General features: G+C 70.3%; 11 protein-coding genes. 10 read left to right on the top strand and 1 reads right to left on the bottom strand.

Translation table 11 applies throughout. The features are described 5' to 3' along the window. Window positions 1–681 precede the first annotated feature (681 nt). Both ACFWGD_RS09230 and ACFWGD_RS09235 read left to right on the top strand, forming a co-directional pair. Window positions 682–1,344 carry a hypothetical protein gene (locus tag ACFWGD_RS09230; RefSeq protein ID WP_377778371.1) on the top strand — a complete coding sequence of 221 codons (663 nt, stop codon included), beginning with the start codon at window positions 682–684 and terminating at the stop codon, window positions 1,342–1,344. Then, window positions 1,344–1,583, top strand: coding sequence for a helix-turn-helix domain-containing protein (locus ACFWGD_RS09235; RefSeq protein WP_377778372.1), 240 nt, complete (start codon window positions 1,344–1,346; stop codon window positions 1,581–1,583). The genes ACFWGD_RS09230 and ACFWGD_RS09235 overlap by 1 nt, the downstream gene beginning before the upstream one ends. A gap of 15 nt (window positions 1,584–1,598) precedes the next feature. Here the strand turns inward: ACFWGD_RS09235 and ACFWGD_RS09240 are convergent, their stop codons facing one another. Continuing rightward, window positions 1,599–3,281, bottom strand: coding sequence for a dihydroxyacetone kinase subunit DhaK (locus ACFWGD_RS09240; RefSeq protein WP_377778373.1), 1,683 nt, complete (start codon window positions 3,279–3,281; stop codon window positions 1,599–1,601). Window positions 3,282–3,501: 220 nt separating this feature from the next. Between ACFWGD_RS09240 and ACFWGD_RS09245 the strand changes: the two genes are divergently transcribed. From ACFWGD_RS09245 to lysS, 8 genes are all read left to right on the top strand, one after another. After that, a complete protein-coding gene (locus ACFWGD_RS09245) occupies window positions 3,502–5,655 on the top strand; it encodes a PhoX family protein (RefSeq protein WP_377778374.1) in 2,154 nt (717 codons plus the stop codon). Window positions 5,656–5,747: 92 nt separating this feature from the next. Further along, the gene (locus ACFWGD_RS09250) at window positions 5,748–6,749 is read left to right on the top strand and encodes a carbohydrate kinase (RefSeq protein WP_377778375.1); all 1,002 of its coding nucleotides are present in this window, start codon (window positions 5,748–5,750) and stop codon (window positions 6,747–6,749) included. 199 nt (window positions 6,750–6,948) lie between these two features. Continuing rightward, window positions 6,949–7,572, top strand: a complete 624-nt coding sequence (locus tag ACFWGD_RS09255) for a DUF4178 domain-containing protein (protein WP_377778376.1) — start codon at window positions 6,949–6,951, stop codon at window positions 7,570–7,572. Window positions 7,573–7,601: 29 nt separating this feature from the next. Continuing rightward, entirely contained in the window at window positions 7,602–8,222 is a 621-nt protein-coding gene (locus tag ACFWGD_RS09260; protein ID WP_377778377.1) for a DUF2617 family protein, read from the top strand. Further along, complete coding sequence (locus ACFWGD_RS09265) at window positions 8,219–8,635, top strand: DUF4247 domain-containing protein (RefSeq protein WP_377778378.1); 417 nt, start codon at window positions 8,219–8,221, stop codon at window positions 8,633–8,635. The genes ACFWGD_RS09260 and ACFWGD_RS09265 overlap by 4 nt, the downstream gene beginning before the upstream one ends. A 110-nt stretch (window positions 8,636–8,745) precedes the next feature. Then, a complete protein-coding gene (locus ACFWGD_RS09270; protein ID WP_377778379.1) occupies window positions 8,746–9,258 on the top strand; it encodes a DUF350 domain-containing protein in 513 nt (170 codons plus the stop codon). Then, window positions 9,255–10,964, top strand: coding sequence for a polyamine aminopropyltransferase (locus tag ACFWGD_RS09275; protein WP_377778380.1), 1,710 nt, complete (start codon window positions 9,255–9,257; stop codon window positions 10,962–10,964). Before ACFWGD_RS09270 ends, ACFWGD_RS09275 begins: the two co-directional genes overlap by 4 nt. 77 nt (window positions 10,965–11,041) lie before the next feature. Next, window positions 11,042–12,589 carry a lysine--tRNA ligase gene (lysS, locus tag ACFWGD_RS09280; protein WP_377778382.1) on the top strand — a complete coding sequence of 516 codons (1,548 nt, stop codon included), beginning with the start codon at window positions 11,042–11,044 and terminating at the stop codon, window positions 12,587–12,589. Window positions 12,590–12,603 lie beyond the last annotated feature (14 nt).

Consider the following 12,603-nt stretch of genomic DNA (forward strand, 5'->3'; position numbering starts at 1 on the left):
CTTGGGACAGCAAGTCGTCGAGGTAGGTGGTGGGGTCGATATGATTGGGCGCAGCGGCCATCGTGGTGTGCCTTTCGAGGAGATGTAGGAGTTGAGTCGAAAGGTACCTACGGTGGTCGCCCTTGTTGTTGGTGGGGCGGTCACCGAGGTGGTCGGTACACCACGCTAGAGGACGCAACCCGCTGCCGCCCCAAACCCCGACATCGCTCCACGCAACAGCCCCAAACCCCGACATCGCTCCACGCAACAGCCCCAAACCCCGACATCGCCCTCGGGATCGCTGCTCCGCATTCGTCGTCGGGGAGTTTCGTGCCATATAGATGTCAACGCCGCGTCGATAAAACCGTTTCCGCAGGTCGCGAAATTCGGTGGCACCCATATGACCTGAAATTCGGCACGGCGGCCCCGTCATCGCCCGCGTGGCGATCTGGGTGTGTGGCGCTGGGGCCCCGCCGTCGCCGGCGCGGCCATCTGGGTGAGTGGCGCAGGGGCTTCGTGGAGGAGCTTCGGTCGGGCCTGGGCGCGTGTAGTGGGTATTGACCAGCGACAATGGAAGAACGTAACGAAAAACGTTGCGCCACTCGGACGGTCGCGCTACTGTATCGAATATCGATAGGGCAACGACTATCGATGGGGTATCGGCAATCGATACCCCTCCGCCACTGGTCCGAGGAGGCCATCATGTCCACCTGGAACGACGACCCCCGACACGAGTTCCCCGGCGATCGCCGCCCCGCCGACCGTCGCGACGCCGACCGCCGCGAGGCCGAGCGTCGCTACCCGAAGCCGTCGACGCCGAAGAAGGAGCGCACCGACATCTACGCCACGGTCTTCGCCCTGGCGCTGGCACTGCTGCTGCTGATCGGCTGGGCGCTGCGCCCGGTCATCGGCGGCGACGGCGTCCCGGCGAAGGTCGCCCGCATCGCGCAGGACGCCTCGGTCGACAATGGCCGCGCGGTCGCCCGCGAGCTCATCTCCGACGGCGCCGCCAGTTTCCTGTGGGCGGCCCACTGGGTGGCGTTCGCCTCGCTGCTGTTCGTGGTCCTGTGCGGCGCGGGGCTGGCGCGCAATTTCCTGCGCGGCGACTTCTTCACGCTCGGTTCGTACCGCTGGGTGTCGGCGATGTGCTGGGGCCTGATCTTCTACATGTTCGTGCCGGGCTTCATCGGGATGCTCGGCGGCAACATGGTGCTGCGCGATCTGAACCTGCATTGGATGAGCATCCCGGCGATCGACACGAAGGACTTCATCGTCATGTACGTGCTGGTCATGACGCTGTCGCTGGTCGGCGTGGCCATCCGCCGCGCGAGCACGCTGGAGCGCGACACGGAGGGCCTGGTCTGATGTCGCCCGCCCAGTTGCCCGACGCCGACGGCCACCGCGTGCGCTGCCACCTCGACCGTCTCCTCGAGGACCGCGGCCTCACCCTCCGCGCCCTCTCGGACATGGTCGGCATCAGCACGGTGAACCTGTCGGTGATGAAGAACGACAGAGCGAAAGCGGTCCGCTTTTCCACGCTGACCTTGCTTTGCGACGCCTTGGCCTGCACCCCGGGAGACTTGTTCACGGTGGAGGCGTCGTAAAGCGAAGGCGGGGAGCTACCGGGCGAGTTCCTCGAAGAACCAGCCCATGACCAGCGCGCCCGGGTCGGCGACGCCCTTCGCGGCGTCGCCGACGTAGCTCGCGCGGCCCTTGCCGGCGACCCGGTCGGCGGTGGCCTCCGCGCCGGCGGTGGCCGCATCGGCGGCGTCGGCGGGGGAGGCGCCGTCCTCGAGTGCGGCGACGGCGGGTTCGATGGCGTCGACGACGGTGCCATCGCCGACCTTCGCGCCGCCCAAATCGACGATGGCGTCCAGCCCGGCGCGGGCGGCCGCGGCGAGATCGACGTCCGCGATGGACGTCGCGTCACCGGCTTCGGCGCCCATCGTGGCGAAGAACAGCCCGAACACCGCGCCCGACGTGCCGCCCGCGCGGACCAGGTAGGACTCGCCCAGGGCATGGAGGACCTCGCCGACCGTGCCGCGCAGGGGGAGATCAAAGGGGCCGAGCGCCTCGCGCATGTTCACGCCGAAGTCGCCGTCGCCGGCCTTGCGGTCCAACGCGGTGAGATCGTCGTGGGCGCCGAGGACCCGCTCAATCCACGCCGACAGCTCCGGCTGCTTTGGGCCGGAGTCGGCGGCGGGGAGATCGTCGGCGGCGGAGGCGGACACCTCGGGCACGCCGTCGTAGGGGGCGGGGGCATCCCACGCGGGCGCGCCGGTGGGGGCGTCGAGGAGTTCGAGCAGATCGTCGTCGACGCCGAGGACGGTCAACGAGAAGCCCGCCATGTCCCACGCCGTGATGAAGTTGCCGCACATGGTGCGCTCGATGGCCGCGCCGCGGGACTCGAGCTCGCCGCAGGCCAGCGCCAGAATCGCGCTGAGCTCCAGGCCGGCGATGCCGCCGAGTCCGTTGGCCAGGACGAGGACGCGATCGGGGGAGCCGGCGGCCTCGTGGATTGCATCGATCATCTCGGCGACGGCCTCGTCGATGGCCGTGCGCGTGCGGCGGTCGATGCCGCGCTCGCCGTGGATGCCGACGCCGAACTCGGCTTCGTCGTCGGAGAGGGAGAACGACTCCTCCGCGCCGGGCGTGCGGGCGCCGCTGAGCGACATGGCGATGGAGCGGGCGCGCCGGGCGACGTTGCGGCCGACGTCGGCGACCACGTCGAGATCGGCGCCCCGGGCGGCGGCCGCACCGCACGCCTTCTCCACGAGGATCGTCGCACCGGTGCCGCGGCGGCCGGGACCGTCCGACTCCGCGTCGTCTCCTGCGCCGTCTCCCGTGCCTTCTCCTGAGCCGTCGCCCGCGTCGGTGGCCACGTCGTCGCCGACGAGCACCGTCTCCACGCGGATGCCCTCCTCGGCGGCGAGCTTGGCGGCGACGCCGAAGTTCATGACGTCGCCGGTGTAGTTCTTCACGATGTGCACCACGCCCGAGCCGTCGTCGACCGCGCGCGTGGCCTCGAGGATTTGCCGCGCATTCGGCGAGGTGAAGATGTGCCCAGGGCACACCGCGTGGAGCATGCCGTCGCCGAGGAACCCGGCGTGCAGCGGCTCATGGCCGGATCCGCCGCCGGAGATGAGGGCGACGCCCTTCTTGCGGCCATCGCCCCCGGCCGTCCGCCCGCCCGTGAACTCGAGGAATCCGCCATCGCGCCAGGCGATGTCGCTGCGACCGGCGATCATGCCGGCCAAGCCCAGTCGGTACGGGGTCGTCGCGTCGTCGAAGAATGCGCCCATGCCCCGACACGGTACGGGGCCCCGGGGATTCCGGCAGACGGGGTGGGCGGTGGCCGTCGTCAAGCGAAAGCGCGCAGTGCCACGGAAGATCACCGAGCGTTAACTCCAGCGTCACCTTCGACTCACCGCGAGGCCACCCGGTGGGCTTAACGTTTGCTGAGTTCAAGCCTTGCAGTGCATGCCCGCGCCGCCGGGCCGACCCCGCGAAACCAGCCGACACATGAAGAGGTGCGCCGTGGCGCTGATCCACAAGAACCTGCTGAAGAACCCGTTCGCTTCTTCCCGAAGCTCCCTGACCTGCACGTACAAGTGCGGCAACGCGTGCCGCGACGACGCGCCCAACGAGTTCTCGGGCAACGAGTACTTCGCCGACGTGGCCAAGCGCGCCTACAGCCGCCGCCAGGCCCTCAAGGTCGGCGGCGCGGCGACCGTCGCGTTCGGCGGCGCCTCCCTCCTCGCGGCGTGCTCCACCGACGACGGCAACGGCGCCGGCGCGACCACCACCACCGGCGCCGAGGGCGAGGGCAACGGCGGCGGCGAGTCCCCCGAGGGCATGCGCTTCCAGGTCGTCGAGCCCAACGAGAAGGACGAGGTCGTCATCCCCGAGGGCTACGAGCAGAACGTGCTCATCGCCTGGGGCGACCCGGTCGAGGACGGCGCCCCGGAGTTCGACTTCGAGGCCCAGACCGCCGACGCCCAGGCCAAGCAGTTCGGCTTCAACAACGACTTCGCCGGCGTGCTCGAAGTCGCCGACGGCACCCTGGTCTACGTCTGCAGCCACGAGTACACCACCGAGCCGATGATGTTCCGCGACTGGGACGTGGACGGCACGACCGAAGAGCAGGCCAACATCGGCATCGCCGCCCACGGCCACACGGTGCTGGCGGTCGAGGAGGACGACAAGGGCTTCCTCAAGCCCATCAAGGGCCACGAGCTCAACCGCCGCATCACCGGCTTCTCCGAGTTCACGGTCGTGGGCCCGGCCGCCGGCCACGAGTTGCTCAAGACCACCGAGGACCCGACGGGCACGAAGGTCACCGGCACCTTCAACAACTGCGCCGGCGGCATCACGCCGTGGGGCACCATGCTCTCCGGCGAGGAGAACGTCGACCAGTACTTCGGTGGCGTCGACAAGCTGGACGACGCCGAGCTGAAGGACAAGCTCGGCCGGTACTCGCTGAAGAACGACCTGTCCGACCGCGGCTGGGAGAAGTTCCACGATCGTTTCGACGTCTCCAAGGAGCCGAACGAGCCGAACCGCTTCTACTGGATCGTCGAGATCGACCCCTCCGACCCGACGTCGACGCCGGTCAAGCACACCGCGCTGGGCCGCTTCAAGCACGAGGCCGGCCAGATCCACGTCACCGACGACGGCACCGTGGTCTGCTACTCGGGCGACGACGAGCGCTTCGAGTACATCTACAAGTTCGTCTCCTCCCGCAAGATCAAGGAGGGCGACATGGCGCACAACATGGGCATCCTCAACGAGGGCACCCTGTACGTGGCCAAGTTCAACGGCAACTCGCCGGAGAGCGAGATCGACGGCTCCGGCGAGCTGCCCGAGGACGGCGCGTTCGACGGCGAGATCGAGTGGATCCCGCTGATGACCGCCAAGGCCGACGGCTCCGGCGAGTCCCACGTCGACGGCATGGACGCCGCCGAGGTGTGCGTGTACACCCGCCTGGCCGGCGACAAGGTCGGCGCCACCCGCATGGACCGCCCGGAGGACATCGAGGCGTCGCCGGTGACCGGCAAGGTCTACGCCGCGCTGACGAACAACTCCTACCGCGGCATGGCCGAGGGCGGCCAGGGCGTCATCGACCAGAAGATCGAGCAGGCCACCGACGGCGCGGGCCGCCCCTACGAGGGCCCGACCGAGGTCGCCCCCGTCACCGAGAACAAGAACGGGCTGGTCCTGGAGATGGACGACGACCACGCCGGCACCAAGGGCACGTGGAACCTGCTGCTCGTCTGCGGCGATCCGGCCGAGGCCGCGACGTACTTCGGCGGCTTCGACAAGGAGTCGGTCTCGCCGATCTCCTGCCCGGACAACCTGACGTTCGACGAGTACGGCAACCTGTGGATCTCCACCGACGGCAACGCGCTCGACTCCAACGACGGCCTGTACGCCGTCGCGGTCGAGGGCGAGCGCCGCGGCGAGGTCAAGTGCTTCCTCACCGTCCCCGTCGGCGCCGAGACCTGCGGCCCGATCGTCGACGGCAACCGCGTGATGGTCAACGTCCAGCACCCGGGCGAGGACGACGACGCCAACCCCGACAACGTCATCTCGCACTGGCCCGACGGCGGCGACGCCCAGCCGCGCCCGGCCGTGGTGCAGGTCGTCCGCTCCGGCGGCGGCAAGATCGGCGCGTAGCTCCGCGATCCGGATCGGCGGCCGACCGCTGACCGCCGACCGCTGACCGCCGCCCCCTGACCTCATGGCCCCACCTTCCCTAAGGTGGGGCCATGATCGTCGTTGGCGGAGAAATGCTGGTGGACCTGGTGCCGGTCGGGGCACCCGCGGACTCGGCCGGTGCAGGTGGGCCCGGCAACGCCGCGGGACTCACGGGCGACGGCCCCGATCTGCGCCCGCACTTGGGCGGCGGGCCGTTCAACGTGGCCATCGCCGCGGGCAGGCAGGGCGCCGATGTCGCGTTCCTGTCGCGCCTGTCCACCGACGCCTACGGCCGCGCCGGGCTGGCCCGGCTGGCGGAGTCCGGGGTCGACGTCGGCCTCGTGCAGTTGGGGGAGGAGCCGACGACACTGGCGGTGACGCAGCTGGCCGCGGATGGGTCGGCGACGTATGACTTCCATTGGGCCGGCGCCGCCGACCGCCTGGTCGCCGATCCCGGCCCACTCGACGTCGACGTGGTGTGCCTGGGCACGTGCTCGCTGGTCTTCGAGCCTGGCGCGACGGTGTACGAGACCGTCATGGTCCGCGAGTCCGATCGCGGCCGCGTCATCGCGCTGGACCCGAACATCCGCCCCGCGGTCATCGCGGATCCGGGGCTGTACCGCGAGCGGTTCCGCGCGTGGTTGCCGCACGTCACGGTGCTGAAGCTCTCCGATGCCGACCTCGCCTGGCTTTACGACGACCCCCGCCCCGACGTCCGCCGCCTGTGTTCGGGCATCGCCGGGGAGTTCCGTTGCGCGGTGATTCTGACGGAGGGCGCGGGAGGGGCGACGGCGTTCACGGCGAGGGGAGAGGTGTCGGCCGTGGCGCCTGCGGTGGAGGTTGCGGACACGATCGGGGCGGGCGACACGGTGATGGGAACCATCGCCGCGCAGATCGACGCGCACCTGGGCGAGGCGGCCCACGTCGGCGCGGGCGGCGCGGCACCGGCCGACGTCGTCCGGGCGTGGGGGCCGGAACAGTGGGGCCCGATCCTCGAGCGCGCCGTCCGCGCGGCGGCCATCACGGTGTCGCGGCCCGGGGCGAATCCGCCGACGGCCGCCGAGATGGGGTGATGCGCGGGCGATGTCGCGGACTGTTCGAACATCGCGGCTTCGGAGCCCTGACGCGATCCGGGGTGGGGCGTAGTCTTCTCGCAACGGAAGTCTTTTCGCGGCGGATACCTGATCGGCCCGCGAGGGTCGGCGCCAGGATCGGCGCGTGAGGCTTCGCGAGGGACTGCGTGAGAGTGCACGACGGACGGAGGGACCGGCAATGAACTGGATCATCGTGGTGGGCGTGATCATCGTCATCGTGGGCGTGGTGCTGGTGGTGATGGGCAAGCGGAAGGACGGCGGTGGCGGGCCGCGCTACAACGATCCGCTGTTGACCGGGGAGTTCCGCCAGTTCGGCCCGACGTCGCTGGCGCCGGGGGCGATCATTTCCAGCGATGGCCACGACTACGTCGTGCGCGGCACCCTCGCGCTGAGCCAGGGGCCCTTCCGCTGGTGGGAGCATCTGCTCGACGGTGGGCCGGACGGTGCGTGGTTCGGCGTCGAAGACGATGAGGGTGCGGTGGAGCTGACCTGGTGGAAGCGCCACCCGGCGGTGCAGGAACCGACGAACCCCATCGTCATCGACGGCCACGAGTACTGGGAGCAGGAGCGCGGCGAGGCCCGCTACCGCTCCGTGGGCACCACGGGCCTGCCGCCGGAGGGGACCATGGAGTACATCGATTTCGAGGCGCGCGGCAACCGGTTGCTCGGGATGGAGCGGTGGTCGCCGAACGGGCCGTGGGAGATTTCCTTCGGCCACCGGACATCGCCGGGTGGGCTGACCGTCTATCCGGCGCCGACGGACCCCAACGGCCAGTTCGGCGCCGAGGGCAACGAGAGGTGAGGGGGCGGACGGCGACCATGGGCACCCTCATGACGGAAGTGATCGAGGCGGGCACGCTCACCGCAGACATGACCTCCGCAGACATGACCACCGCGCCGCTGGCGCTCGATGTCCCCTTCGCCGACGTCCGGGCCGACGACCTGCGATTGTCCATCGGCGGTGCCGTGCCGGAGGCGCTCGCGCACGTGACCATCGCCGCGCACCCGCTGACCGAACCGGGCGGACACGGCGGCGCGAGTTCGCTCACGCTGGGCGTCCTCGGCTCCTCGCATGTCGCCTTCGTCGGTGACGCCGCGGCACCGGTGCACGTGGAGGAGCTGTCCTGCACCGCCGTCGGTGGTGCGCCATTGCGCGACGTGATGGGCGAGGCCGCCGATCACGCCCCGGCCGTCTCGGTGGAGGTGCTGGGCGAAGGGGACTTCGGCGGCGTCGTCAAGCAGATGCGGAGGCTTGGCGACGACCCATCCGCCCTGGTCGCCGAGTTCCCGGGACGCGACGGCGCCATCACCGCCGTGCGCGGCGAGGCCATGCCCGGGGGATTCCGCTGGCGGACGTGGCACCTGTACCCGCAGGCCAGTGGTGGGGAAGTGGTCGCCACCCGGTCGGAGTGGCGGGCTGACCGGGATACGAAACGGGAGGTGGGGCGATGAAGAACATCGGCATCGTGGTCATCGTCCTCGGCGTGCTCACCATCATCTTCGGCGCGGTCGCCGGGTCGTCGGGCGTGGAGCGGACCATCGGCGACACGTACGCGCAGGCCTCCACCTCCGACGGCACCACGACGTGGAGCTGCGGCACCTCCGACCCCATCCAAGTCGGCCGCGAACTGCGCGAAGAGCTGCGGCCGCAGGCCTACACCGAACATGAGGGTGCGGCGTACCTGCGCACGAGGAAGAGGATCGTCATCGTGGAAATGCCCCACGGCGACTGCATCATCCGCGCCGAAGGGCTCGACCGCACCTACAACAACGGCGGCTTCGCCTTCCTCGGCTACGGCTTCCGGCCGGCATCTCCGGCGAGCGGATCGGGCGGCAACTCCGGATCCTGGGGAGGCGCGAAATGACCGCGGCTTCGCTACCGGCCACATCACCCATCCCGACCGCAGTGCCCGTTCAAGCATCTGCGCAAGCACCCATTCCAGCACCCGTCCAGTTCGAGGCAAGGAGTCCCGAGATGACCGACACCACCCAGGGCATCGGCACCGCGGCCCACACGTTTGACGCCGGCCTGGTGTCGGCGCAGGAAATGACGGCGGAGCTGCTCGGCAACCAACTCGTCGACGGCATCGTGGCCACCATTTCCTACTTCGCCGCGGGCTTCGCGGTGCTGGTGGTCGGGTTCGTCGTCCTCGACTTGCTCACGCCCGGCAAGCTGCGGGAACTGGTCTTCGTGGAAAACCGCGCGGGCGCCGCCACCCTGGCGAGCGCCCAGCAGATCGCGCTGGCGATGATCATCGTCTCCGTCATCAGGGCCTCCGACGACCGGCTGTGGGCGGGCATCACGGAAACGCTGATCTACGGGGCCATCGGCATCATCATGCAGGCGCTGGCGCTGCTCGTTCTCGAAGCCCTCGTGCCCGGCCGCTTCCGCGACGTGGTCATGGACGCCAAACTGCGGCCGCGGGCGGCGATGGCCGGGGTCACCCTCGTGGTGATCGGGCTGATCAACGCCGTCGCACTGTCGTGACCGACGCCGCGTCCGCCGAGCCCACCGTTCCCGCCGAGCCCGCCGAGCCCGCTACTCGGGTTTCTCCCGACTCCGAGGATCCGCCCGGGAAACTCTGGCGGGCGCTGCTGCTGGCGTCGGTCGCGGCGTGCGCGGCGTGCGGCCTGATCTACGAGCTCGCACTGCTGGCGCTGTCCGCGTCGCTGGGGCGCGGCGACGTCGTGGCCACCTCCGTCATCGTCGCCGGCTACGTCGCATCGCTGGGCCTCGGCGCACTGGCCGCCAAACCCCTGGTGCGCTGGGCGGCGGCGTCGTTCCTCGGGGTGGAGGCTGCGCTCGGCCTGGTCGGCGGGTTCTCGGCGACGCTGCTGTACCTGTCGTTCGCGGTGACCGGCGATTCGCTGGCGGCGCTGGCGGTGGCGACCATCGCCATCGGCGTGCTCGTCGGCGCCGAAGTCCCGCTGCTGATGACGCTGCTCCAGCACGGCCGCCGCACCACCGCCGCCGAATCCGGCGCGGTCGTGGCCAACCTCAACGCCGCCGACTACCTCGGGGCGCTCATCGGCGGCCTGTCGTGGCCGTTCATCGTCCTGCCCGTCTTCGGCATGCTGCGCGGCACCGCCGTCACCGGCCTGATCAACGTCGCCGCGGCGCTGCTCATCGCGCTTCTGCTGCTGCGCCGCATGCTCACGCGCCGAGCGCTGATCGCCGCCGTCGCCGTGCTGGCCACCGCGGCCGTCGCCCTGGTCACCCTGCTGTTCACCGTCCGCCAGGTCGAGGTCAGCGCACGGCAGGCGCTGTTCGCCGCGCCGATCGTCCACGCCGAGCGCAGCGACTACCAGGAGATAGTGGTCACCCGCTCCGGAAACGACACCCGGCTGTTCCTCGACGGCGGCCTGCAATACTCCAGCCGCGACGAATACCGCTACACCGAATCACTGGTCTACCCGGCGCTGCACGACGGCGCGCGGACGGCGCTGATCCTCGGCGGCGGCGACGGATTGGCCGCCCGGGAACTGCTGCGCATGCCCACCATCGAGCGCATCGTCCAGGTCGAGCTGGACCCCCGGGTCATCGAGCTGGCCCGCACGGAATTGGCCGCCGACAACGGCGGATCGCTCGACGACCCCCGCGTCGACGTGGTCATCGACGACGCCTTCGCGTGGCTGCGCGGGCATTCGGCCGAGCCCCGCGACATCCCCGCCGGCGGCTTCGACGTCATCTACGCCGACCTGCCCGACCCCGACACCCCGGTCCTGGGCCGGCTGTACTCGCAGGAGTTCTACGGGCTCATCCGCGGCGTCGCCGCCCCCGGCGCTCGCCTGGCCGTCCAGTCCGGGTCGCCGTTTTCCACGCCCGACGCCTACTGGCGCACCATCTCCACCATGCGCGCGGCGGGCTGGGCCACGACGCCGTACCACGTCCACGTCCCCACCTTCGGCGATTGGGGCTTCGGGCTGGCCGAGCTTGACGACGACGCTGTGCTCGACGACGACCCTGCGCTTGACGACGACGCAGCTCCCGACCCCGCCGCCCAGCCCCGCCCCGGCCCGGAGGTCGCCGTGCCGCCGGGCGCCCCGCCGCTGCGGTTCTTCACGCCGGACGTGGCGGCGGCGTCAATGGCCTTCGGCGCCGATTCCGCGCCCCGCGACATGGAACCGTCCACGCTTGCGGACCCGTCGATCGTCGATGACCTGCGGCGGGGCTGGCGCCGCGCCGGCGAATAGGCCCGCCGCGCCGGTGCGGGCGGGGCGGCACCCCGCCGGATATGCCGTCGTCAAGCAGTCGGCTACCCTGTGAAACCGTGACTGACGCGAAGAACCCCACCCCGAACCAGGCCCAGAAGCCCGCCACCGACCTGCCCGAGCAGCTGCGCATCCGCCGCGACAAGCGCACCAAGCTCCTGGCCGACGGCGGCCAGGCCTACCCGGTCGAGGTCCCGCGCACCCACACGCTCGCCGAGGTCCGCGAGCAGTGGCAGCTGGAGGCGGGCGAGGAGACCCAGGACGTGGTCACCGTCGTCGGCCGCGTCATCTTCGTGCGCAACACCGGCAAGCTGTGCTTCGCCACCCTGCAGGAGGGCGACGGCACGCAGCTGCAGGCCATGCTCAGCCTGAAGGAGGTCGGCGAGGACGCGCTGGCCGCGTGGAAGGCCGACGTGGACATGGGCGACTTCGTCATCATCACCGGCCGCGTCATCGCGTCGCGCCGCGGCGAGCTGTCCGTCATGGCCACCGAGTGGACCATGGCGTCGAAGTCGCTGCGCCCCCTGCCGTTCGCGCACTCCGACATGAGCGAGGACCAGCGCGTCCGCCACCGCTACACCGACCTGATCATGCGCCCGGAGGCCCGCGACAACGCGATCACCCGCATCAAGGTCATCCGCGAGCTCCGCCACGCGCTGGAGCGCCGCGGGTTCCTCGAGGTCGAGACCCCGATGCTGCAGACCCTCCACGGCGGCGCGGCGGCCCGCCCGTTCGTCACGCATTCCAACGCCCTCGACCTGGACCTGTACCTGCGCATTGCGCCGGAGCTGTACCTCAAGCGCTGCGTCGTCGGCGGCATGGAGAAGGTCTTCGAGATCAACCGCAACTTCCGCAACGAGGGCATCGACTCGTCGCACTCGCCGGAGTTCGCCATGCTCGAGTACTACGACGCCTACGGCACCTACGACGACTCCGCGCGCACCGTCCGCGAGGTCATCCAGGAAATCGCGCAGGCCGTGTTCGGCTCGACGACGGTCACGCTGGCCGACGGCACCGAGTACGACTTCGGCGGCGAGTGGAAGCAGCTGGAGATGTACCCCTCGCTCAACGAGGCCCTGGCGCGGAAGTTCCCGGGCCAGCCGGAGGTCACCGTCGACTCGACCGTCGAGGAGCTCAAGGCCATCGCCGCCGCCATCGGCCTGGAGGTGCCGGCCAAGGGCGGCTGGGGCCACGGCAAGCTGGTGGAGGAGATCTGGGAGCTGCTGTGCGAGGACCAGCTCGACGGCCCCGTCTTCGTCCGCGACTTCCCCGTGGAGACCTCCCCGCTGACGCGCCAGCACCGCTCCAAGCCGGGCGTCACCGAGAAGTGGGACCTGTACGTGCGCGGTTTCGAGCTGGCCACGGGCTACTCGGAGCTCGTCGACCCGGTCATCCAGCGCGAGCGTTTCCAGGACCAGGCCCGCCTCGCCGCCGGCGGCGACGACGAGGCCATGGTCCTCGACGAGGACTTCCTCCAGGCGATGGAGCAGGGCATGCCGCCGACCACGGGCGTGGGCATGGGCGTCGATCGCCTGCTCATGGCCTTCACCGGCCTGGGCATCCGCGAGACGGTGCTGTTCCCGATCGTGAAGCCCGAGCAGGGCTAGGTTTTCGTTTCTGT

Origin of the sequence: Corynebacterium sp. NPDC060344 (assembly GCF_042725215.1) — a bacterium.
In the GTDB taxonomy this organism is placed as follows: Bacteria; Actinomycetota; Actinomycetes; order Mycobacteriales; family Mycobacteriaceae; genus Corynebacterium.

What these genes read in the sequence shown, in the direction of transcription:
- ACFWGD_RS09240 (WP_377778373.1), bottom strand. Translation starts at nt 3,281, where the DNA reads ATGGGCGCATTCTTCGACGACGCGACGACCCCGTACCGACTGGGCTTG.
- ACFWGD_RS09270 (WP_377778379.1), top strand. Translation starts at nt 8,746, where the DNA reads ATGACCGACACCACCCAGGGCATCGGCACCGCGGCCCACACGTTTGAC.
- ACFWGD_RS09260 (WP_377778377.1), top strand. Translation starts at nt 7,602, where the DNA reads ATGACGGAAGTGATCGAGGCGGGCACGCTCACCGCAGACATGACCTCC.
- ACFWGD_RS09230 (WP_377778371.1), top strand. Translation starts at nt 682, where the DNA reads ATGTCCACCTGGAACGACGACCCCCGACACGAGTTCCCCGGCGATCGC.
- ACFWGD_RS09235 (WP_377778372.1), top strand. Translation starts at nt 1,344, where the DNA reads ATGTCGCCCGCCCAGTTGCCCGACGCCGACGGCCACCGCGTGCGCTGC.
- ACFWGD_RS09245 (WP_377778374.1), top strand. Translation starts at nt 3,502, where the DNA reads ATGAAGAGGTGCGCCGTGGCGCTGATCCACAAGAACCTGCTGAAGAAC.
- ACFWGD_RS09265 (WP_377778378.1), top strand. Translation starts at nt 8,219, where the DNA reads ATGAAGAACATCGGCATCGTGGTCATCGTCCTCGGCGTGCTCACCATC.
- ACFWGD_RS09255 (WP_377778376.1), top strand. Translation starts at nt 6,949, where the DNA reads ATGAACTGGATCATCGTGGTGGGCGTGATCATCGTCATCGTGGGCGTG.
- ACFWGD_RS09250 (WP_377778375.1), top strand. Translation starts at nt 5,748, where the DNA reads ATGATCGTCGTTGGCGGAGAAATGCTGGTGGACCTGGTGCCGGTCGGG.